Source organism: Pontibacter sp. LHS1 (assembly GCF_058932855.1).
The window spans coordinates 277,040-299,905 of record NZ_JBZYWF010000007.1; the positions used below are offsets into that span (position 1 = coordinate 277,040).

A 22,866-nucleotide genomic window follows, 5' to 3' on the forward strand; every position below is an offset into this window, starting at 1 on the left:
GGTTCGTCAGGTTTATAGGTCTGAAGAACTTGCACTGCAAATGTAGCACTTTTATCGCAAGTCCAAACACCTTTATAGAAAAAACCTAATATAACAGGTGCTGTAGGCCCAGGCGCAATGCTTCGCTAATCATACTGTAATCGCTGTCCTAACACCCTTATGCGGTGCATGATGTGAGCACTTCCAGCAGCTGCCCGGTACGGATATCTTTTGCACATTTAAAATGCCCCTCCGGGCAGGATTTATATCCGTGCAGGCCACAGGGGCGGCAGTAAAGTGGGTCTTCTTTTTCGACTACAGCTGCGAAACTTGCCAGTGGCCCAAAGCCAAAGCGTGGCACCGTAGAGCAGAAGATGGCGCAGGTAGGAGCATCCAGCGCAGAGGCCAGGTGCATGGGACCGGAGTCGTTCACGTAGTTGAGCACCGCGTCGCGCATGAGCGCCGCCGACTGCAGCAGGTTGAGCTGTCCGCACAGGTTCTCTACCCGCTGGTTGTTGGTCTTGCCGATGATCTCCTGGCAATGCGCCTTGTCGGCCGGAGCCCCGAGCAGGTATACCTTATACCTGTCGCCTAGCTGGTCGAGCAGCTCCACCCATTGCTCCAGCGGGTATTGCTTCGTAAACCACACTGAGGTAGGCGCCATGCAGATAAAAGGCTCCTGCTTCAGCGGCTGCACCTTGGCAAAATCTTCAGAAGAAGGGTATAGCCTGGGTTTGGCTGGCTGCCCGTCGGTGAGACTAGCGATGAGCAGGTGGTTGCGTTCTACCTCATGCGTCCCCGAGTTCACATCGTGGGTATAGCGACGCGTGAAAAAGCGCGAGAAAGGATTTTTGTCAAAGCCAACTGTCTCCCGCGCACCGGAGAGGGCGGTGAGTACACCTGTGGCTCCGAAGCGCTGCAGGTTCACGACCAGATCGTAGCGCTCCTGCCGAATCTGCTTCAACAATTGGAGCAGGCTCTTGTACTTACCTTCCTGTTTGTTCCAGATCAATACTCGTCGCAGCAGCGGGTGTCCTTTCAGCAACGATTCGTTGCCTTTGCGCAGCAAAAAATCGAGCTGTGCCTGCGGGTAGTGGGCATGCAGTTTTTCTACCAGGCCAGTTGCCAGCACCACATCGCCCAGAAAGGCAGTCTGTATGATCAGGATCTTTTTCATCAGGTATAAGCTGCCGCAAAGCTACAGCAATGCAGCTAGACTTGAAAGTCAGAATGCTGCAGGTATAGACCGGCACTTCCTTTCACGGAAAAGAACAAAAATATTTTTCTTCTTAGCCACAGGAGCGTTAGTTTAGCAGTTCTTTTAGCCACGCTTACCCGTATGAAAGCACTATTACACCCAACTAAACTTCTTGCATCCGCCCTCCTTTTCCTGACCACAGGCTGTGTGTCTACTTACATGCCCAATGTACCCAATGTGCCCATCTTCACCGAGAAGGGCGAACTGAGTGCTGCTGGCCACATTACGCCAAAGGGCAACATCACTTTTAACACGGCTTACGCTGTTACCGACAACATCGGGGTAATGCTGAACGGCTCTATGCTGAACCAGGAGCGTAAGAAGCGGGATTTCCGTCACAACCTGGTCGAGGCGGGTGCTGGCTACTTTACTACCTTCGGACCGAATCAGAACCGGGTGCTGGAGGTATATGGTGGCTTTGGCGGTGGCAGCAGCGACCGCACCGAGAAGGAAGAAAAAGAAGGTGTGATGACCTATACCCGTCGCGAAGCTGGTTTCAGCAAATATTTCACGCAGGTTAACTTCACTTCCAAGAAGAAAAAATCACTAAGAATCCTCGGTAACGAATACCCACTCAACTACGGCACCGCTCTGCGGGTGAGCTATGTCAATATGAACAAGCACCTGCTCAACGGGGTGGAGCAGCCTAACGAAGACAACATTTTCCTGGAGCCGATTTTCTATACCCGCATGGTGCTCAGCCCTTCAGTACAGTTGCAGTATACCAGCGGCAGCAACTTCGGATTGCGCAACCGCAAGGCGCTCACGGCAGGCTATTCCGTGTTTTCGCTGGGCTTTGTGATCAACGTAGGCGGTCGTAGCCTCGACCGCTAACATTCGAAAGGCAAGCGGCCAATTTTGGTAATTTTGCGTATCTTTGCAGGCTAATTGCGAACTGAATGCTTGATTATCATATTCATACATTGCCGAACGGTATTCGTATCGTTCACAAACAAGTACTACATACCAAAATTGCGCACAGCGGCTTTATCCTGGACATAGGCAGCCGCGACGAGCAGCCTGAACAGCTGGGCCTGGCCCACTTCTGGGAGCACATGGCTTTCAAGGGCACCGCCAAGCGCAAGTCATTCCACATCCTGAACAGACTGGAGTCGGTGGGCGGCGAACTCAACGCCTATACCACCAAGGAGAAGCTCTGCTTTTACAGCTCCGTCCTCGATAAACACTTCGAGAAGTCTTTCGAACTACTCACTGATATCACGTTCCACTCTGTTTTCCCTGAGAAGGAAATAGAAAAAGAACGCGGCGTGATACTCGAGGAGATGGCCATGTACCTGGACACACCGGAAGAGGCCATCGTAGACGAGTTTGACAATGTGGTGTTCGACGGTCATCCGCTTGGCAACAACATACTGGGCACAAAAGAGAGCGTATCGGGCTTTAAGAAAGACGATTTCCAGCGCTTTATCAAAGACAACCTGAGCACTGAGGCCCTTGTGTTTTGCTCGGTAAGCAATCTGCCTTTTGAGAAGGTGGTGAAGCTGGCAGAGAAATACCTGGCTGACATTCCGCACATCAGCAGGCCACGCCAGCGTATTGTCTTCGAACAGTACACACCTAAGACGGTGACATTCGAGAAACCGATTTCCCAGGCGCATTGCGTAATTGGCTCCCCGGCATATGCACTTAACGATGAGCGCCGTATACCTTTCTTTATGCTGGTGAACCTGCTGGGTGGCCCGGGCATGAACTCGCGTCTGAACCTGGCTGTGCGCGAAAAGCACGGCCTCGTGTATACCATCGATGCCAACTACGCTACATACATAGACACAGGTCTGCTGTCGATTTATTTCGGTACAGAGAAAAAGCAGCTGAAACGCACCACTTCTCTTGTGCTGAAGGAGCTGAAGAAACTCCGCGAAAAACAGCTGGGATCCCTTCAACTGCACACTGCCAAAGAACAGCTAATGGGTCAGCTGGCTATGGCCGAAGAAAGCAACATGGGCCTGATGATGATGATGGGCAAGAGCATCCTCGACCAGGGCCACATCGACACCCTGAACGAGATTTTTGACCAGATCAAAAATACCACCGCCAAAGACCTGATCGACATTGCCAACGATGTGCTGCGTGAGGAGAAGCTAAGCTTCCTGAATTACGTACCTAATTAATTACTGATTGCTGATTGTCTGATGTTCACCTAATTTCAATCAGTCACTCTGCAACAGAAGCAGTCAATAAGAGGCCATTAACTATCAACAATCATCACTTAACAATTCACGACATGGAATTCCTAGACGAAGAGCTACAGCAGTACGCAGAGGAGCATACCTCACCGGAGTCGGAACTGCTGCACAAGATAAACCGCCAGACGCACCTGAATGTGATGAAGCCGCGCATGCTGTCTGGTCATATGCAAGGGCGCCTGCTCTCCATGTTCTCCCACATAATCCGCCCGAAACAAGTCCTGGAAGTGGGCACTTATACTGGCTACTCCGCCCTTTGCCTGGCTGAGGGCTTGCAGGAAGACGGCACGCTGCACACCATCGACATCAACGAAGAGCTGGAAGACATGGTGCGGGGCTATATCAAAGAGGCAGGCTTGAGCGAGAGCGTGAAATACTACATCGGCAATGCGCTGGAGATCATCCCAACCATCGATGCGACCTTTGATCTGGTGTTTATCGATGCTGACAAGTATAATTATGCTGCTTATTATGACCTGGTGATCGACCGGGTACGCTCCGGCGGCTACATCATTGCCGACAATGTACTTTGGAGCGGCAAGGTGCTGGAGAAGTACCGCAAGAAGCTCGACGAAGACACGGCAGCCCTCCTGGATTTCAACAAAAAAGTGCAGGATGACCCGCGGGTAGAAAACATTCTGCTGCCTGTGCGGGACGGGTTGATGGTAGCCCGCAAAAAGTAACCCCACTACTTTTCCACAGCAAAAAATTTCTATAAAATAACTTCGTTCTAAGCTTTAGAATGCGGGGTAAATTGCGTTAATTTTGCAAGAGTATATCTATATAGAGAACACACTATACCTTAAAGAGTTATCAACATCTGTTTCAACATATACTGTAGCCTTTTTGTGGATAGCTTCGCTTATTTTACCTGTTTACCTTTATGAAGAGACCATTACCATTATTGCTGCTCCTGCTTCTGCCACTGTTTGCTATGGCACAAACTGTCACCGTGCCTCACAACCTGTATTTCGGTGACATTCACCTGCGCATTTCACCCAAGGCGCAGGAAGAGATCCAGAAAAAAGTAGACGCCCTGCACCGCAGTCCGAAATACTTCCAGATGAAGGTGGAGCTGGCCGATGCCTACTTCCCACTGATCGAGCGTACTTTCCAGGAAGAAGGCGTTCCGGATGATTTTAAATACCTGGCCCTGCAGGAAAGCGGACTTCGCGGCGATGCCGTGTCAACCTCCAATGCGGTTGGTTACTGGCAGTTCAAGAAAGAAGCTGCCCTGGACTTCAACCTGCGCATGGACCACATCGTGGATGAGCGTCGGCATATTGTAGAGGCCAGCCGCGGTGCTGCCCGCTATTTTAAGCGTAGCAATAACTACTACAACAACTGGTTCAATACGCTGCTCTCCTACTACCATGGTTACTCTGGCGCCAAAGCCTATACCAGGGAGTCGGATAAGGGGAGCAAAAAGATGGACATAACCGAAAAATCTGACCCATACCTGCTGACTTTCCTGGCGCACAAGGTAGCCTACGACAGCTTTATCGGAAAGAGCGCTCCGCCAGTGGTTTCACTGCGTGAGCTGCGCGCCACTCCCGGTCAGAGTCTGGCCGACATTGCATTAGCCCATGAAACCGATCCCTCTGAGCTGGAGAAGTATAACAAGTGGCTTTTGGGAGGCACCATACCTGCCGACAAAGACTATTATGTGATGCTACCAGTTCGCCATACAACCGAGCCAGGCATAGTGGCGTCAACTGAGCCGGTTCGTACAGCACCTGCCCGCCAGACGGCTGCCGCACCGGCAGCAGGCAGCATCATCAAGCGCAACAACCTGAAAGCAATCGTAGCCGGCAAAGGCGACACCAAAGACAAACTGGCACTAAAAGCTGGTATTACAACCCGCAAACTTCTTCGCTTCAACGACATGCGCGACTTCGACAAGTTTGAGGAAGGCGAAGCTTATTACATTGAGGCCAAACGACTGAATGCTGACACAGAGTACCATGTGGTGCAGCACGGGGAGACCATGCAGGAAATTGCCCAATTCTATGGCATCCGCATGGATTATCTGCAATTCAAAAACCGCATGAAGCGTGCCGAAGTACCGGTACCGGGCCGCGTGCTCTGGCTCCAGAAGCGTCGTCCGGCCAAGGTAGCCATTGAAGTGCGTGAGTTGAAGTCCGTGCCTGCCAGCAGCAAACCAGTGATGGCTGCAGCTGAAAATACGCCTCAAACCACCACCGCTTCTGCCAGACAAACGAAGGCAGAACCTGCATCAAAAGAGCCTGCGGCGCAGAAAGATGATTTCCTGACCCGCTTCAAAAGAAGCTGGAACAAACTGAAAGGCCAGGCAACGGAGCCTGAGCAACAGGAAACACAAACGGCTGCCACAACAAAGCAGGCAGAAGAAACAGCTACTCCTGCCACACCTGTTAAAGAAACAGCACCAGCCACAGCCAAAGAGGAAACGACAGCCGAGGTGGCAACTACTACGAAGAATGATTCGGTGCCTGCACCGGCTATGAAGGCACCTGAGCAGGAGGTAAAAGCTGCGGAACCTAAACCAGAGCAGAAGGCGGCAACACCAGCAGCTACTGAAAAACCAAAAACTGCGGCGCTATACCCTGGCAAGAAAGCTCAGGAAACCGAAGAGCAGAAAGAAGTACTTCAGGAAGCGCAGACCGAAGAGACGGAAGAGGAAAATGCGGAATGGGCAGCGGGTCTGAGCGAAGATGTATTTGTTGGCTTCTCTGGAAACGAGGAAATAGAAACAGAAGAGGAAGTAGTAAAAACGGTTGAAACTGCCAGCACAGCACGTGAAACCCAAAAGACTACGCCTGCCAAAGCTGAACCAGTTAAAACAGCAGCTGCCAGGCCTGAGCCAGTTAAAAATGCGCAGGCCAGCACACCAGCTAAAGAAAAGGCGGCTCCAGCAAACAAGCCTACCCGCCATGTAGTGAAGCAAGGTGAGTCCTTGTGGGCTATATCAAGACTGTACGCTGTGACTGTAACCGATATCACGACCTGGAACAACCTGGGTGATGCTCCAATCAAGATCGGTCAGGAACTCATCATCGCAGAGCCCCTCACAGTACCTGAGGAATCTGCCCCTAATGCTGCGGCGAAGTCAGAAGCGCCAACTGCGGAAGAAAAAACTGAGATCCATACGGTAGCATCCGGTGAGTCACTTTACGTACTTTCACGCAAGTATAATGTAACAGTGAACGAGCTGAAGGCATGGAACAACCTTTCCAGCTCAGCGCTATCTATCGGGCAGCAATTACGCGTAACGGCTCCAGCTGAGGCAGCCGGGTCAAATGAAGACCTGGAAGAGGCTCCAGCAGAAACGTTTTCAGGCGCCAGCACCCAACACACGGTAGTATCCGGCGAGAGCCTTTACCAGATCTCCCGCAAGTATGGCGTCACCATCAAGGACATCATGGAGTGGAACGGCAAATCAGATTTCAACGTGAAGCCCGGCGATAAACTGACAATAAGGAAAAAGTAGTCTTCTGAAGGAGTATCAAACCACAAGAGCCAGCTGTTGCAGCTGGCTCTTGTGGTTATAGGGTATAGCTGCACCTAGCGCTTCCCCGGAGGGGCCGTTAACTTGCTCGCAGTACGAAGTCCAGTGGCAATTTCCGGCACGATGCCCAGGCGCTCGTAGATCGGCTGCACCATCTGTCGTAAGCGGCTCAGGTTCCAGGCGAAAGGGATGACACTGATCGCACACAGCAAACCACAGCCCAGCAAGGTATAGGCCACTCCTATTTGCTCTGCCACAGAGCCGGCCAGCATACTTCCCAGTGGGGCCATCCCCATAAAGGCAGTGGCATAAAGGCTCATCACACGGCCCCGTTTGTCATCATCCACCAGTGTTTGCAACAGGGTGTTGCAGGAGGCCATGGTCACGATCATACCAAAACCGGTAAACAGCATTAATATCAGTGATAGCCAGAGTATCGTGGAGAAAGAGAACGCCATCAGCGCCGTACCGAACAAGGTCATGGTGAACACGATCACCTTACCAAGCCCGATTACCGACTTGCGTTGTGCCAGAAACAGCGCACCGGACAAAGCTCCCAAACCGGATGCGCCCATCAGGTAACCTAGCGTATTGGCACCACCCTGCAGTATATCGCGGGCAAACACCGGCAGCATCACACTAAAAGGCATTCCGAACAGGCTGATCAGGCCAACAATGAGGATAAGCGCCCGAATGGGTGGAAAGCCGAAAGCATAGGAAAAGCCATGGCGAAGTGACTCCCACACGTTGCCCTGACGCACTTCTTTCACAAAAGGCTCCAGTCGCAGCATCAGCAAAGAGGCCAGTACGGCAATGTAACTCACAGCATTGATCAGGATACAGACACCCTCTCCTACCCAGGCAATCAGCAACCCTGCTATGGAAGGACCAACCAGACGGGCCATGTTGAACATAGAGGAATTGAGAGCGATGGCATTGCTGATGTCTTCGCGTCTTTCGACCAGCTGCACCACAAAAGCCTGCCGGGTGGCGATATCGAAGGCGTTGATCGTGCCAAGCAAGGCCATGAGCACCAGCACGTGCCATACCTGTACCGTGTCGGTGAGTACCAGCGTAGCCAAGGTGCCTGCCTGCAGCATCGACAGAAACTGCGTGACCAGCAGCACGTGGTGGCGGTTGAACTTATCGGCCAGCACACCGGCGAAAGGCCCCAGCAAAAAGGAAGGGATCTGGTTAGCAAAGGTCACAGCACCTAACAGAAACACCGAGTCGGTGAGGCGGTATACCAGCCAGCTAATGGCGATCTGCTGCATCCAGGTGCCGATGAGCGAAATTCCCTGACCCGTAAAGAACAGCCGGTAGTTGCGCGAGCGCAGTGCCCGGAACATGCCCCCTAGCCTCCCTGAATCTTCCGCTTCTGCCATACCTGTTTTACGCTTTTACCTGTTCGTGCATTAAACATGCTTACGGGTTGCCCCATGCCCAAAGTTTAAACAATTCTTTTAATCGCCGGCTAAATCATCACCAAAATGTGAACGGCCTCTTATCTGCTTTTGTACAATCGCCTGTTTGAGCTGCCGTATACCTTCCGCAGTCGCTAGGTTTTATTTATATTTTGTAACTTTAAGCTTCATCAACCATTACCCGAGTACATGAATGACCTTTTAGAGAGAGTCTATTTCCACAATACTGTTCAAGACTACCTGATTGCCTTTGCTATCATCCTGCTGGGCTCGCTGCTCATCACCATTTTCAGGCGTTCCGTTCTGATCCGCATCCGAAAGTGGACCGAGAACACCAACAATAACATCGACGACTATGCGGTGCAGAGTTTTGCCCGCTTTGGTGTTCCGATCGTGCACTTTATCGTCATATACCTCGGCATCACCTCCCTGAATCTCACCCCGAGAGTTGCCGGTATCTTCCAGATTGCGGTCACAGTGGCTGTTACCTTTATGGTGATCCGGTTTATCACGACCACGCTGGTGATGCTGGTGCGCTCTTACTTCAAAAGAAAGCACCATGATCGCAGCAATGCCAACGAGATTGGGGCCATCAGTCTGATCATTAACATGGTGGTGTGGTTTATAGGCCTCGGCTTCCTGTTCGATAACATGGGCTACGACCTGACCGCCATTATCGCCGGTTTGGGTATAGGCGGTATAGCCGTAGCGCTGGCTGCGCAGAACATTTTGGGAGACTTGTTTAACTACTTCGTCATCTTTCTGGACCGGCCTTTTGAGGTGGGCGATTTTATTGCGCTTGGCGACAAGAGCGGCACCATAGAACATATTGGAGTAAAGACCACGCACATCAAAAGCCTGACCGGCGAGCAGCTGATCATCTCCAACTCCGACCTGACCAGCTCGCGTATCCATAATTACAAGCGCATGGAGCGCCGCCGCATACAATTCGGCATTGGCGTGACCTATGAAACGCCCGCTGATAAAGTAGAGGCTATACCAGAAATCATCAAAGAGATTATCACGGCACAGGAACTGGCTGAGTTTGACCGGGCACACTTTTCCTCTTACGGCGACTCCTCCCTCGATTTTGTGATCGTATATCATGTGCTCTCTTCCGATTTCAATAAGTACATGGACACGCAGCAGGCCATCAACATGCAGCTGTTCCGGGAATTTGAGAAGCGCGGCATCGAGTTCGCCTACCCTACCCAGAAACTGTATGTCGTGAACGAAAAGCAGTCGGTCGAAAACGAAGCACAGCGGATGTTTTAACCTAATATTTTGAAGGCCAGGCAAAGTCAAAATAGCAAGGCGCGGCGGGACTATTTCCGCCGCGTTTTTGTTTTGCTGCAGGACTGTTTTTGGTTTGGGCAGCCGGCCAATTTTCTGTAATTTTAACATCCCGAAAATGACCGATGGTACAAAGAGAACTATACCTGCGTGTCATATTTAATTCATCATTCGTCATTATTAATTCTCTATAGTCTTGCCTGTTTTTTCGCATTTACACACCCATACCCAGTATTCCCTGCTCGACGGTCAGGCCAGCATCAGCGCACTCATGAAAAAGGCGCAGGCCGATGGCATGCCCGCTGTTGCCATGACCGACCACGGTAACATGTTCGCCGCTTTCAACTTTGTCAACGAGGCCAACAAGTATAACGTGAAGCCGATCGTGGGCTGTGAGTTTTATCTGGTTGCCGATCGCCATCTCAAAACCTTTACAAAGGAACAGAAAGACGTACGCCACCACCAGTTGCTGCTCGCCAAGGATCAGGAGGGTTACCAGAACCTGGCCAAGCTTTGCTCCCTTTCTTACATTGAGGGGGTATACAGCAAATGGCCGCGCATCGACAAGGAACTGCTGCTCAAGTATAGCAAAGGCCTGATCGCCACCAGCTGCTGCATTGGTGCCGAGGTGCCGCAGGCTATACTTTGGAAAAGCGAAGAAGAGGCCGAGGAAATCTTCAAGTGGTGGCTGGATGTGTTCGGTGAAGACTACTACATCGAGATACAGCGCCACGGCCTGATGAACATCGACGGCACGGGTAAGAGCCAGGAGGACATCAACCAGGTGCTGTTGAAGTGGGCGCAGAAGTATAACTGCAAGGTGATTTGCACTAACGACTCCCACTATGTGGACCAGGAGGACTGGAATGCGCACGACATTCTGCTTTGTGTGAACACAGGCGAGGACCAAAGCACCCCGGTGGGTGACTTTGCCACGAAATACTACCGCTTCCTGAGCGACGACCAGAAGGTGATCTACGACACCGTGGAGAACGTGCGCAGCAAGTATAGCAACCACATGAACGTGCGCCAGATGCTGCAGCGCATTGACGAGGCTGGCCCGAAAACCCGTTTTGGTTTTCCGAATGACCAGTTCTACTTCAAGACGCAGGCTGAGATGAACCAGCTCTTCCAAGATGTGCCGGAGGCTGTAGACAATACCAACGAGATCGTAGACAAGATCACGCCTCCTGTACTGAAGCGCGACATTCTACTCCCGAACTTCCCTATACCGCCTGAGCACGCCGATGCCGATGCTTTCCTGCGCCACCTGACTTACGAAGGTGCTGCCAAGCGCTATTCTGAGATCACGGCTGAGGTTACAGAGCGACTAGACTTTGAGTTGCACGTGATCAAGACCATGGGTTTTGCCGGTTACTTTTTGATCGTGCAGGACTTCATCAACCGTGGCCGCGACATGGGCGTGTTCGTAGGTCCGGGTCGTGGTTCGGCTGCCGGTTCGGCGGTAGCCTACTGTATCGGTATCACCAACATCGACCCGATCAAGTATAATCTCCTTTTCGAGCGATTCCTGAACCCGGAGCGTGTGTCCATGCCCGATATTGATATCGACTTTGACGACGTGAACCGTCAGCGCGTGATCGACTACGTGGTGGACAAGTATGGCAAAACGCAGGTAGCCCAGATCATCACCTTCGGTACCATGGCTGCCAAGTCGTCGATCAAAGACGTGGCACGCTCTACTTCCCTGCCGCTCGCCGAGGCCAACGAACTGGCCAAGATGGTGCCGGACACTCCGGGCACCACACTGGCTAAGGCCTTTATGGAGAACCTGGAGCTGGCTGCCATACGCGAAGGAGACGACGCACGCGCTGCCGTACTGAAACTGGCTGAAAAGCTGGAAGGCTCAGTGCGAAACACAGGTATACACGCTGCGGGTGTGATCATCGCTCCGGACGACATTACCAATTACATACCGGTTTCGACCTCCAAAGACTCCGACCTGCTCGTAACGCAATTCGATGGCAAGGTAATCGAGAGTGCGGGCATGCTGAAGATGGACTTCCTGGGTTTAAAGACCCTGACTATCATCAAAGATGCCATGGAGCTAATCAAGAAGAACCATGGTGTGGAGATCGATATCGACAACATTCCGATAGACGACGAAAAGACCTACGAACTGTACCAGCGAGGCGACACGATCGGTACGTTCCAGTTCGAGTCGGAAGGTATGCGCATGTACCTCAAGGACCTGCAGCCGACCAACATTGAAGACCTGATTGCCATGAACGCCCTTTACCGTCCGGGCCCGATGCAGTTTATCCCGAACTTCATCAACCGGAAGCACGGCAAAGAGGAAGTGGAATACCCGCACGAGCTGCTCGAGCCGATCCTGAATTACTCGTACGGGATCATGGTGTACCAGGAGCAGATCATGCAGACGGCCCAGATTCTGGCCGGTTACTCACTGGGTGGTGCCGACTTGCTGCGCCGCGCGATGGGTAAGAAGGACATGAAGAAGATGGCCGAGGAGCGTGAGAAGTTCATCAAAGGAGCCGCTGAGATCAACAACATACCTGCGAAAAAGGCCTCTGAGGTGTTCGACGTGATGGAGAAGTTCGCCCAGTACGGCTTCAACCGCTCACACTCCGCCGCTTACTCCGTGGTGGCTTACCAAACGGGGTACCTGAAGGCTCATTACCCTGCCGAGTACATGGCGGCAGTATTGACCAACAACATGAACGACATCAAAAAGGTGACGTTCTTTATTGAGGAAGCCCGTAAGCAAGGTGTAGCCGTACTTGGTCCGGATGTGAACGAGTCGTTGCTCAAGTTCAACGTAAACGAGCAGGGGCAGATCCGTTTCGGTCTGGCTGCCATTAAAGGCACCGGCGAAGCGGCTGTAGACGCCATCATTTCAGAAAGAGAGAAGAACGGTCCATACCAGGACATATTCGATTTTGCCAAGCGCGTAAACCTGCGTGCCGTGAATAAGAAGACGTTTGAAAGCATGGCCCTGGCCGGTGCTTTCGATTCATGGGGATTATACCACCGCGCCCAGCTGATGGAAGTGCCGGAGGGCGAGAATATCAGCTTGCTGGAGAAAGCCGTTCGCTATGGCAACAACTACCAGGCCGAGCAACAGGCAGCGCAACAGTCGCTGTTCGGGGGCAGTGCCGCCGTGGCTTCCCCACTTCCGAAAATCCCGGAGGTACAGCCCTGGACACAGGCCGAAATGCTACGCCGCGAGAAAGAGGTGGTAGGTTTCTACATCTCGGGCCACCCGCTCGACCAGTTCAAAATGGAGATCGACTCCTACTGCACCTCCGCTTTAGCCGATATTGCCAATCACAAGAACAAGGACATTAACGTGGCCGGTATGGTGTCGGAAGTAGTGATCCGGACGGCGAAGAACGGTAACCCGTTCGCCCTGTTCTCGATCGAAGATTATGACACCACATTGCAGATGGCACTGTTCGGGGAAGACTACGTGAAGTTCTCGCCTTATCTGAAGACCGGTTTATACCTGTTCATCCGGGGCAAGGTGCAGTTGCGCTACCGCACCGAAGACCAGTGGGAGCTCAAGCCGACCAACATCCAGCTGCTAGGCGACGTGATGGACAAGATGGCGCAGGGCGTGCAGGTAAATGTAAACCTGCAACTCCTCACTCCGAACCTGGCTGAGGCTCTGGAAGAAGCCATCGCGACCAGCCCGGGCCAGAAGCGATTGGAGATCACGCTGCATGTGCCGGACGAAAAACTGGTACTCCCAACTTACTCCCGCAAGTACCGCATTGATCCAAAGCTCTTCCTAGGTCAGATCAAGGATTTGGGATTGGGAGAATGTAAGCTGTTGTAAGCGATTTGAGAATTTGGAGACAGGGGAAATTAAGAGTTGAATCGTCCTTGTCTCTTCAGGTATAGAAAGGTATGCTGCGAAAGTGGCATACCTTTTTGCTTTAAAAGGCGTAGCCGAGCGACATACCGAGCCGAAGGTCATAAGGTGAGGGTTTGTGGTACTCTATCTCTTCCTTCGTATAATTTGATTTACTGATCAGATCCTGGTGAAAATGGTAACCTATTCCCCAGAACAAATCAATAACAAAACCTTTAGGCTTCACTTGCTGGTATCCCATCATTGCACCAGCACCGTACCCTGCCCACTCCTCGTATTCCCGGTCGGGCTCGCTGAAAAGCCAAAAGCCACTTCCTCCTTCTCTTTCGTTGTTTATGCGCAAGCGGTACTTCAGGTAGGGCCCTGCATAAAATCCATTGAGAGATTTTCCCTTTGGATAGAATTTAAAATCAGATGTGATCGCATACGTAGAAGAAAAATCGTCTTTCATCAAAGTGAGTCGCCTCGGATAAGCAGTAGCTGTTAATGCTCCTGCAAAATATGGAGTAACATGCCGCTCGTAAGACACATTGAAAGACCCTATGAACAGAGGTATTATATTAAGCTTAAATGCATTAGCCCTTATCACTATACTATCTTCTCCCTCTGTACCTTGTGCGCAGATTCCCCGGCTTATAAGCAACAACAGACACAGCGCTAAAATGTACCTAACCTTCATCGACTCGTCGGGTTATAAGCTTTATAAAACCTTGACCACTACAATTAAACAATTGCCACTATAGCCTTTATTAACTAAAGATAATATTTTGAGTTACTGAAAAGTTCTTTGCACGCTTTATTTTTATCGTTGGCTTGCTTCTGCAACTTTTATCTGCAACATTTGTTTATACAAATAAATATACCCTCGTCTTGCAAAAGACGTATGTATAAGTTCTAAATTTGCAGCGGGAATTACCCGGGAACAGGACAGCTTGTCAGGCAAAGCTAGTTTGGGCTCAAATTTGACAAGCTATAAAATGTTACTATATTTAAAACACAGAATTTAACCAACAAAACGTTAAAGTTATGGCTAACAAAGCATTAGAAATTACTGACGCTAATTTTGATGAGATCATCAATTCAGATAAACCTGTACTGGTAGACTTTTGGGCAGAGTGGTGCGGTCCGTGCCGCATGGTAGGCCCGATCGTAGAAGAGCTGGCTGGCGAGTACGAAGGCAAAGCCGTGATCGGTAAAGTAGACGTAGACGCCAACCCACAGACTTCTGCCAAGTTCGGTATCCGCAGCATCCCGACACTCCTTGTTTTCAAAAACGGACAGGTTGTGGACAAGCAGGTAGGCGCTGTGCCTAAAAACGTACTAGCTGGCAAGCTGGATGCGCAGATGGCGTAAGTCACACAAAATACGTAAAAGGCAAGGCCTCTCCCTAATCGGGAGAGGCCTTGCCTTTTATTATGATAAAGGTATAAAGAACACTCAGCTTCTCTTGATGATGCTAATGTCGCCACTCCGCTCCAGGCAAGCTGACTCAATTTCTTCTATCTTCGTCACGCCTCCTTTACGCATGGCCTCCTGCAGGTCATTCTCTGTCAGGCTGTTCTTCCTGAGCTCCTCATCCTGCACCTTCCCGTCCTTTACCAGCATAACCGGCTTTCCTTTTATGAAGTTGCCAAACGGGCCGGAGGTGCTGTAAGCCATAAAGGCGAGAAACCTATGCAGCAACACCAGCACCAAGGCTGCGCAAAGTGTAGGCCAGAAAGGGGCATTGCCTGTAATTGCGCGGCTCAGGATGGAGCCGTAGATGATACCCAGCACAATATCAAAAGCGGTATGCTTGCCAAAGATGCGCTGGCTCCCAATACGCATGATCACAAGAGCTGCAAAAAAGACGCCCACAGCCCGGATTGACATTTGCCACCAGGTCAGCGTCTCATCCCTTATCCCAAAAGCCGTATTAAAGAACTCTTCCATATGCTTTCCCCAACGGGTGATAGCATGGTAATGTTCTTCTCATACTATTGGCAATCGCAGAGTTTCTTGTCGAGCTGGCAGAGCATGGCATAATGCTGCTCCACCTCCTTCATCAGGTTTGTCAGCTGCTTGTTATAGGCTTGTACCTGCTGAAGACGTGGGTTCTCAGGTTCGTTCTTGGCAAGAGTTTCCAGTTCTTTTATAGTAGCTGCAAAGGCGCTGCTTTTCTCACCTAGCTTGGTATAGTACTGGTCCATGTTACTGTCGGAACTGGCCACCGCTACGGCCTGCAGGTTATTGTCGAAGCACAGCTGCCAGCGCAGGTGGCGCAGAACCTGCTGTTCGGCCGCACTCTGTAGCTTGCTCATCTCTTTGGTTTCCTCTTTCAGCCTGAAGCTTTCGTAGCGTTTGTTGTAGTCACTCACCGCATCACGCACTTTTTCACGACAGCTCAGGCAGTTACTCGTGTTGGCTTTATCCTGCAGGGCATTGCGCATCGTCAGAGTCTCGTCAGAGGCCTGTGTATCGGCTAGTTTCTTTACTTCTTTCTCAAACACTTCGCGGTACTGCATGTCCTCCAGCCTCTTGGTCAGGCGCACAATGGCCTCTCCCTCTACCGAAGCCGACAGGTAGTCGGCACGCGGCAACTCCACCGAGGACAGCCTGGCCAGCGCGGCTTCGCGTTTGGCCGGTGTATCCCAGGCTTTCGGGTTGTTCTCCAGTTCCTGCAGCGTGTTCACCAGCACCTTCGCGTTCTTTAAGTTGTGATCAGCATCCAGGTATAGATCCGCATTGGCCATGATAGACTCATATTCCGAGCGGAAGATGTTCTTATAAGTGCTGTTCTTGTCAAACTCCTTTTCGCGCGCCTCAAAAGCAGTTTTCATGCGCTTGTACTCCTGCATGATACCAAAAAGGTTCTTGGCGTTGATCTCCGGAGAGTTATTGCGGTAGTTGAGGCGATAGGCGTTCAGGTTCTGCTTCATCTCGGCGAAGATGCGCAGGTACTCTACATACAGCTTCTCCTGACGGTACGTCTCGTCGTTCATCAACTTGGTATCATAGGCCGTCTGGATCTTTTGCTTGCGCTTCTCGATCAGGTCCATGGTCACTTCATCGCCTGTCAGCACATCCACTTTGTAGAGCGACTTGTAATTGGCGACCACGATGTACGGATATTCCTTATAGCCAATGGCATCCTCCAATTGCTTACGATCCAGCTTGTTGGAGTTTTTGCTCAGGTAGTCGGCAAGTTTGGCAGGCTTTAGCGTTACAGTCTTCACACTGCCTGGCACCAGCACGTATACCTTCACAGAGTGAAGTCGTGTGTCGAAATCCTGCCCTTCGTATAGGCGGATAGTAGAGCTGAATTTATACTCTTTCTTTTTGGCACGAGAGCCCAGCAAGTTTCCAAACTCCCCCACCAGCGACATGACCGCTACTGACGGGTTGGTCAGGTTAGACAAACTCACCAGCTGACTCGCTACCAGATTAAATACCTGGTCTCCATCCTGATTGGTGACTGCTTTGGCATTAATGGTAGCGTCGATACTGTTTTGGGCAGAGGTAAGCGGCATCTTGTCGATGATGCGCACCACTTCCAAATGATCGCTCACTTGCGTATGGTAGTCGTTTTTGTCTGTATTGATGTGAAAGTTGAAGAGCGGGTATACGATCTGATCGTTACCGAAGAGCTTCAGGTTCTTGAGCTGCGCCGTAATGAAGAGGTACTCCAGTTCGTAGGCATAGTTTTTCTTGCTCTTTTTCTTCACCCCCGACTCTAACTCGTTGAGCACACGGTTGAATTGCCCGCCGTTAAACAGGTATATGTCGGTAGAGAGGTATTGCCACTCGTCCGAAAATTCAAATTTATCGTTGTAACTATAACCCAGTCGGGTTTCGATGTTCTGCTGGGCAAAGGCCTGGTGGCACAGTACCAGCGCCATCACAAAGAGTGAGAAAATTTTCTTCATAAAATACGTATAGCCGTTACAGGGGCAAATTCAGGTATAGCTTTTGCTTCTGAACCTAACGTTAAGACTTGAGATTAAGTGCCTTATCGGATCGCAAAAATACACATCCGATCAGATTTTTTTAAAATAAAGGAGTACAATAACCATGCTCAGAATACTATTAATGGCAGTTGCCATCACATTGTTCCAAGGTGCATTGCAGCCGGCGGCAGCGCAAGATGTTTACGAACGCGCCGTGGCTTCCGAAACTATGTCTGAAGACCAGAAAGTTCAGAAGCTGCTTGCGTATATCCGCAGCCTCGAAGGCGCCACTTTTATACGCGATAACAGTGAATTTTCACCTGATAAGGCTGCCGGGCATTTATCTTCAAAATGGAAAAAGCATGCTTCAAGAGTAAAAACTGCTGAGGGATTCGTCACGGAGCTGGCCTCACAATCTTCTTCTGGTACGCCATACAGCATACGGTTCGCTGACGGCAGCACCAGCACAACCCGCGACGTACTGCTTCGCCAGCTGCGCGACCTGGCCGTGGAGTAAGACTAAAACTGTACAAAAACAGGTATATATATAGCAGAAGCAGCATGCTATACTGGAACGCAGCCTCCGTCGTTACGTATCTATGACGACAAACCTGATTCCTATGCTACAGTTACTTGAAGAGTCGCGAGACGAGTTGGTTGCTTTTCGCCTGGCAGGAAGCATAGACCGCCATGACTATGATGTGATGCTTCCGATACTGGAGGAGAAAATCAAGCAGCATGGCAAGATACGGGTATATGCAGAACTGGAGGATGCCGAGGAAATTTCGCTGCAGGCGCTTTGGGAGGACCTGAAGTTTGATTTCCGCCATGCTGCTGATTTTAAGAAAGTCGCGCTGGTCGGCAACCGCAAGTGGCTGGACTGGCTCACTGTTATGGCAAGTCCTTTTACGACGGCAAAGGTAAAGCACTTTGAAGTACCCGACCGCGACAAGGCATTGGAATGGGTGAAGACGGATGAAGCGTAGTAAGTAAAATCAAATAAAAAGAGAGGCAGCCAGCGTTCTGGCTGCCTCTCTTTTTATACCTGCTCTTACCTCGTGCTCAGGCTCGTATTGGGTTCTTCTTGTATTTGAGGCCCTTCATCACCCGCTCTCCTGCATACTAAAATATTTCCGTGAAAATATTTATGAGCAAGCTGCTCATAATATATAGTTTTAGCATAATATTTGCTTTCAAATTGATGCTGTCGAAGGGGGAAATTTAAGATCAGCTATACTTTACAAGCGGCATTTTTCGTTTTGTCCCATAGTTGCCAGTAAAAATCAATTACAAACAACACAATCAACAATCAAACACATGAAATCTAATTTCACAAAAGCATCTTTATCACTGCTACTATGCGGCGCCCTGATGTCTTCCTGCGTTTCCTCTAAAAAGTACGACGAGCTGAAAGCCAGCAAAGAGGCTTTGGAGCGCGAGCAGGCAGCCAGCCGTGACAAGGAAAAAGAACTGAGCAACACGCTGCGAGAGCGTGAGCAGAAACTGGCCGAACTGGAGCGTGCCATGAATGACCAGAAAAAAGTACTGGACAACCTGCGCAATGAAGTGAATGCAGCTCTTTCCGGCTTCAACCAAGGCGACCTGAGCGTGAACATCAAAGATGGCAAGGTATACGTGTCTATGTCTGACAAGCTTCTGTTTGCTACAGGCAGCACGAAAGTAAACAACACTGGCAAGCAGGCCCTCGACCAGCTGGTAGACGTGCTGAAGAAAAACCAGAACGTAGGCGTGATGGTAGAAGGCCACACAGATGATGTAGAGGTAAGACCAGGCACCAAAGATATCGCCGACAACTGGGACCTGAGCGTACTGCGTGCCACAGAGATCACCCGCCTGATGGCGCAGCGTGGCCTGTCACCTGACCGCATCACGCCAGCCGGACGTGCTTACTTCCAGCCGGTTGACACTGGTCGTTCAGCTACTGCAAAAGCAAAGAACCGCCGTACAGAGATCATCCTGACGCCTGACTTCACTGAAATCTATAAGATACTAGGTATCCAAAGCAGCAAGTAACCGCTATACCTGTAGCAAAATAAGAAAAGGCCGCTGTTCAGCACGAACAGCGGCCTTTTCTATACCTATACCTGCCTGTTTACCCGGCTATACCTTTGCCTGAGGCTTTGGCTTGCTCTATGGCCTGGAACAATTCTTTGGCACGTTGAGAGCCAATCAGGATCGGTTGCTTGTTGTAAAAGTGCAGCAACACCCCTTCCCTGCCCGACGTGCTGTAAGCCTTTCCTTTTGCCGCCCAGCGTATACCCCAGCCGCCATATTCCCGAATCGGGTTATAGGTTACTCTTTCAAAGTCACGCACCGTGTGCAAAGGTATACGGACCGGTTTCAGATGAAAAGGGCGAAAGCGCACCTGCAGCATACCTGGCAGTACTTCCGTAGTCAGGGTCATGTAATAGAAAAAGAAAGGCAGTCCGAAGCCGATCAGCGCCAGCATCAGGCTCAGCTGTATATCCGTGACAGGTCTGTTGCCGAATGCTCCACCCAGCACTACCTGGTAAACAAAACCCGCCCAGAAGACAGCCGCTATACCTAGTATGAGCGCCCATAGCCAGAACTGCTTAAACCGCTGCTTTTCCCGGAACAAGATGCGTTGCTCTTCCATCTATACCTATACCTGATGCAAATAGCCGCCCCACTTGTGAGCGGAACGGCTATACCTGTCTGTTTCTGAAAACTAATTAACCGATGGCCTGCTCCAGATCCGCCAGCAGATCTTCGATGTCCTCTATACCTACACTCAGGCGAATCAGCGAGTCGCTCAGCCCCGCTTTCAGCCGCTCAGCAGCAGGTATACTGGCGTGTGTCATAGAAGCCGGGTGGCCGCACAGTGACTCCACACCGCCCAGTGACTCAGCCAGTGAGAAGTACCTGAAGCGCTCCAGTGTAGCGGTTGCATCTTCCATCCTGTCACCTTTCAGCGCAAACGATACCATGCCGCCATAGGAGCGCATCTGCTCTTTGGCTACATGGTGGCCCGGATGATCCGGCAAACCAGGCCACAGCACTTTCTCTACCTTCGGGTGATTTTTGAGATACTGCGCTACAGCACGGCCGTTTTCGCAGTGGCGTTCCATACGGATGTGCAGCGTCTTAATGCCACGCAATACCAGGAAGCAGTCCTGAGGGCCGGGCGTGCCGCCGCAGGCATTCTGTATGAAGGCCAGCTTCTCGTGCAGTTCGTCATCTTTCACGATCACGGCACCCATCACTACATCGGAATGGCCCGCCATGTACTTGGTGAGCGAGTGCATCACAATATCCGCCCCCAGGTCGAGCGGGTTCTGCAGGTATGGAGTCGCAAAAGTGTTGTCGGCCACCAGCAGCAGGTTATGCTTTTTGGTGATGGCAGCGCAGCCTTTGATGTCGATGATGTTGAGCAGCGGGTTGGTCGGCGTCTCTACCCAGATCATGCGGGTGTTCTCGTTCACCAGCGCCTCTACCTTGCTCAGGTCACTCATATCGGTGAAGAGGAACCTGATGCCGTAGTTCTGGAATATTTTGGTGAAGATGCGGTAACTGCCGCCATACAGGTCGTTGGTGGAGATCACTTCGTCGCCCGGCTTCAGCATCTTGATGATGGCATCGATGGCAGCCATACCTGAAGCGAAGCAAAGGCCATGCTTGCCGTTCTCGAGCTCAGCCAGGGCGTTTTGCAGGGCCGTGCGTGTCGGGTTGTGCGTGCGGGAGTACTCATAGCCTTTATGGTCACCCGGCGACTTCTGCACGTAGGTAGAGGTCTGGTAAATGGGTGTCATGATAGCGCCCGTGCTTGGGTCCGGCTCCACACCGGCATGTATAGCTTTTGTTCCGAATTTCATAGGCTTATTTCTTTGATAAATGGCTTGTTGCAAGTTAGTAATTTTACCTTTCGGGAGTTGGATAGCACCAGGAAGCTTCACGCTGCTCAGCACATATCTTTAAATTTTGTTGCCCGTACCGCTATCTACGTATACCTTCAGCAAATCCTTGCCTGAAAGGTTTTATCTTTGACCAAAACGCCATCTATGCCTAAACTGTCCATGCTGCGGACTTTTATACGGGAAAACGCTCCTTCGTTTATTTCCATGTTGCTGCTGGTCGTAGTTCCGCTAGTGGTGAGTTCGTCGGCTGCCGTATACCTGTACCAGAATGAAACCCTGCTACAGGACCTGAGCTGGCCGCAGATGCTGCTTTACTTCGTGGTGATCTCCATTACCATGTCGCTGGCCCTTACCCCGACTACTTTTGTAGCGCTGGTGAGTGGCTTCTACCTCGGTTGGCCTGGCTTTGCGGGTGTAGTGGTCTCGTACGGTATCGCTTCGCTCATCGGTTATACCCTGGCCCGGCTTATTGATCACGGCAAAATGATGTCTTTCCTGAATCGGTTTGAGAAGACGATGTACCTGATGCAGGAACTGCGCGACCAGAGTTGGAGCCTGATTTTTCTTACCCGTATATCGCCTGTGCTACCCTTTGCGCTCATGAACTTCGTACTTTCGCTGCTGCAGGTGGACAAGGTGAAATTCTTCCTGGCCAGTATGGTAGGCATGCTGCCCCGCACACTCTTCTTCTTCTGGATAGGCACACAGGCCAGCGACGTCATAAAATTATTGCAGGACCCTGGCAGCAACAAAGGCAGTCAGCTGCTCATGATATCCCTGATTATCATTTCGATAGGCGGGCTGTACTTCATTTTTGACCATGCCCTGAAGCGGGCGCTGCGCAAAGCGACGGCAAAAAATTGAGAAAAATTCGCTTTAGGGCTTGCATTGCAAGAAAAAAGGCCTTTACTTTGCATCACAATAACGGAATGGTCACGTAGCTCAACTGGATAGAGCATCTGACTACGAATCAGAAGGTTAGGGGTTCGACTCCCTTCGCGACCACCGAAAAGGCCCTTAGAGCAATCTAAGGGCCTTTTTTATTTGCATACACTTTGCATACAAACTGCTTTGCTATTTTTCAAATGCATGTTACGTATTTGAACATTACCTTTTGGCAAGTGCTATACATGGAGCTAAAAGCCAGTAAGCATCACTCTCATACCAAGGTGGTTGTTGAGGAGATGGAAAGACAACACTCTGCCCGCCCGCTGGTACTTCAGTTTCAGCAGGGCCGCTTGCTCACCAGATCAACTAGCCCAATTCTTAATTCTGCCATGTACCTATGCCTTTGCCAGCCGTGCTCCTTCCCTAATCCCCTTATCCGTAATAGTATAAGTACAGGGAGTGGCCCCGCCAAGAATATGTATATGACCGCTTTGGGTCAGCTCATCTACCAAGAGTTGCAAGTGTAAGAGTTGCGAGTAATTGCCGCCGGACGATGAGCCGAGGTTCTCTTCCTTGGCAAAGTCGTCGATGGTAAGTGTTTCATGCTTAATCAATGTGTTCAAAACGATGTTTCGGTTTAAGGTAGTCATGG

The 22,866-nt window shown here is 50.8% G+C and carries 19 protein-coding genes and 1 tRNA gene; 12 read left to right on the top strand and 8 right to left on the bottom strand.

Annotated elements, in window-relative coordinates; translation table 11 throughout:
- Positions 1–157 precede the first annotated feature (157 nt).
- Positions 158–1,156: a glycosyltransferase family 9 protein gene (locus tag AC5FXQ_RS15300; protein ID WP_493603290.1), complete on the bottom strand. Its 999-nt coding sequence runs from the start codon at positions 1,154–1,156 to the stop codon at positions 158–160.
- Between the two features lie 162 nt (positions 1,157–1,318).
- Here AC5FXQ_RS15300 and AC5FXQ_RS15305 point away from each other — a divergent pair, with 162 nt between their 5' ends.
- From AC5FXQ_RS15305 to AC5FXQ_RS15320, 4 genes are all read left to right on the top strand, one after another.
- Positions 1,319–2,071: a hypothetical protein gene (locus tag AC5FXQ_RS15305; RefSeq protein ID WP_493603291.1), complete on the top strand. Its 753-nt coding sequence runs from the start codon at positions 1,319–1,321 to the stop codon at positions 2,069–2,071.
- A gap of 65 nt (positions 2,072–2,136) precedes the next feature.
- Positions 2,137–3,369: a M16 family metallopeptidase gene (locus tag AC5FXQ_RS15310; protein ID WP_493603292.1), complete on the top strand. Its 1,233-nt coding sequence runs from the start codon at positions 2,137–2,139 to the stop codon at positions 3,367–3,369.
- A 113-nt stretch (positions 3,370–3,482) separates the two neighbouring features.
- Positions 3,483–4,127, top strand: coding sequence for an O-methyltransferase (locus tag AC5FXQ_RS15315; protein ID WP_493603293.1), 645 nt, complete (start codon positions 3,483–3,485; stop codon positions 4,125–4,127).
- Between the two features lie 200 nt (positions 4,128–4,327).
- Positions 4,328–6,913, top strand: a complete 2,586-nt coding sequence (locus tag AC5FXQ_RS15320) for a lytic transglycosylase domain-containing protein (RefSeq protein WP_493603294.1) — start codon at positions 4,328–4,330, stop codon at positions 6,911–6,913.
- Between the two features lie 74 nt (positions 6,914–6,987).
- On the opposite strand, the gene AC5FXQ_RS15325 is transcribed toward AC5FXQ_RS15320, so the two are convergent.
- Positions 6,988–8,316, bottom strand: coding sequence for an MFS transporter (locus AC5FXQ_RS15325; protein ID WP_493603295.1), 1,329 nt, complete (start codon positions 8,314–8,316; stop codon positions 6,988–6,990).
- 228 nt (positions 8,317–8,544) lie between these two features.
- Between AC5FXQ_RS15325 and AC5FXQ_RS15330 the strand changes: the two genes are divergently transcribed.
- Both AC5FXQ_RS15330 and dnaE read left to right on the top strand, forming a co-directional pair.
- Positions 8,545–9,630, top strand: a complete 1,086-nt coding sequence (locus AC5FXQ_RS15330) for a mechanosensitive ion channel family protein (protein WP_493603296.1) — start codon at positions 8,545–8,547, stop codon at positions 9,628–9,630.
- A gap of 214 nt (positions 9,631–9,844) precedes the next feature.
- Complete coding sequence (gene dnaE / locus AC5FXQ_RS15335; RefSeq protein WP_493603297.1) at positions 9,845–13,468, top strand: DNA polymerase III subunit alpha; 3,624 nt, start codon at positions 9,845–9,847, stop codon at positions 13,466–13,468.
- 100 nt (positions 13,469–13,568) lie between these two features.
- On the opposite strand, the gene AC5FXQ_RS15340 is transcribed toward dnaE, so the two are convergent.
- Complete coding sequence (locus AC5FXQ_RS15340) at positions 13,569–13,955, bottom strand: hypothetical protein (RefSeq protein ID WP_493603298.1); 387 nt, start codon at positions 13,953–13,955, stop codon at positions 13,569–13,571.
- Positions 13,956–14,530: 575 nt separating this feature from the next.
- Between AC5FXQ_RS15340 and trxA the strand changes: the two genes are divergently transcribed.
- Positions 14,531–14,857 carry a thioredoxin gene (trxA, locus tag AC5FXQ_RS15345; protein ID WP_076669473.1) on the top strand — a complete coding sequence of 109 codons (327 nt, stop codon included), beginning with the start codon at positions 14,531–14,533 and terminating at the stop codon, positions 14,855–14,857.
- Between the two features lie 84 nt (positions 14,858–14,941).
- On the opposite strand, the gene AC5FXQ_RS15350 is transcribed toward trxA, so the two are convergent.
- Both AC5FXQ_RS15350 and AC5FXQ_RS15355 read right to left on the bottom strand, forming a co-directional pair.
- On the bottom strand, positions 14,942–15,436 hold the full coding sequence (locus tag AC5FXQ_RS15350) for a DUF421 domain-containing protein (RefSeq protein WP_493603299.1): 495 nt from the start codon (positions 15,434–15,436) through the stop codon (positions 14,942–14,944).
- A gap of 44 nt (positions 15,437–15,480) precedes the next feature.
- Positions 15,481–17,409, bottom strand: coding sequence for a hypothetical protein (locus AC5FXQ_RS15355; protein ID WP_493603300.1), 1,929 nt, complete (start codon positions 17,407–17,409; stop codon positions 15,481–15,483).
- 145 nt (positions 17,410–17,554) lie between these two features.
- On the opposite strand from AC5FXQ_RS15355, the gene AC5FXQ_RS15360 reads away from it, so the two are divergent.
- From AC5FXQ_RS15360 to AC5FXQ_RS15370, 3 genes are all read left to right on the top strand, one after another.
- Positions 17,555–17,947: a DUF5329 family protein gene (locus tag AC5FXQ_RS15360; RefSeq protein WP_493603301.1), complete on the top strand. Its 393-nt coding sequence runs from the start codon at positions 17,555–17,557 to the stop codon at positions 17,945–17,947.
- Positions 17,948–18,050: 103 nt separating this feature from the next.
- The gene (locus tag AC5FXQ_RS15365; RefSeq protein WP_493603302.1) at positions 18,051–18,416 is read left to right on the top strand and encodes a SpoIIAA family protein; all 366 of its coding nucleotides are present in this window, start codon (positions 18,051–18,053) and stop codon (positions 18,414–18,416) included.
- A gap of 331 nt (positions 18,417–18,747) precedes the next feature.
- Positions 18,748–19,464 carry an OmpA family protein gene (locus AC5FXQ_RS15370; RefSeq protein WP_493603303.1) on the top strand — a complete coding sequence of 239 codons (717 nt, stop codon included), beginning with the start codon at positions 18,748–18,750 and terminating at the stop codon, positions 19,462–19,464.
- A gap of 79 nt (positions 19,465–19,543) precedes the next feature.
- Here AC5FXQ_RS15370 and AC5FXQ_RS15375 read toward each other — a convergent pair whose 3' ends face one another.
- Both AC5FXQ_RS15375 and AC5FXQ_RS15380 read right to left on the bottom strand, forming a co-directional pair.
- The gene (locus tag AC5FXQ_RS15375) at positions 19,544–20,068 is read right to left on the bottom strand and encodes a DUF6141 family protein (RefSeq protein WP_493603304.1); all 525 of its coding nucleotides are present in this window, start codon (positions 20,066–20,068) and stop codon (positions 19,544–19,546) included.
- 76 nt (positions 20,069–20,144) lie between these two features.
- Positions 20,145–21,284, bottom strand: coding sequence for a cystathionine gamma-synthase (locus AC5FXQ_RS15380; protein ID WP_493603305.1), 1,140 nt, complete (start codon positions 21,282–21,284; stop codon positions 20,145–20,147).
- Between the two features lie 186 nt (positions 21,285–21,470).
- Between AC5FXQ_RS15380 and AC5FXQ_RS15385 the strand changes: the two genes are divergently transcribed.
- Complete coding sequence (locus tag AC5FXQ_RS15385) at positions 21,471–22,190, top strand: TVP38/TMEM64 family protein (RefSeq protein WP_493603306.1); 720 nt, start codon at positions 21,471–21,473, stop codon at positions 22,188–22,190.
- A gap of 67 nt (positions 22,191–22,257) precedes the next feature.
- A tRNA-Arg gene (locus AC5FXQ_RS15390) sits at positions 22,258–22,331 on the top strand.
- Positions 22,332–22,609: 278 nt separating this feature from the next.
- Here the strand turns inward: AC5FXQ_RS15390 and AC5FXQ_RS15395 are convergent.
- Complete coding sequence (locus tag AC5FXQ_RS15395; protein WP_493603307.1) at positions 22,610–22,864, bottom strand: hypothetical protein; 255 nt, start codon at positions 22,862–22,864, stop codon at positions 22,610–22,612.
- Between the last annotated feature and the right edge of the window lie 2 nt (positions 22,865–22,866).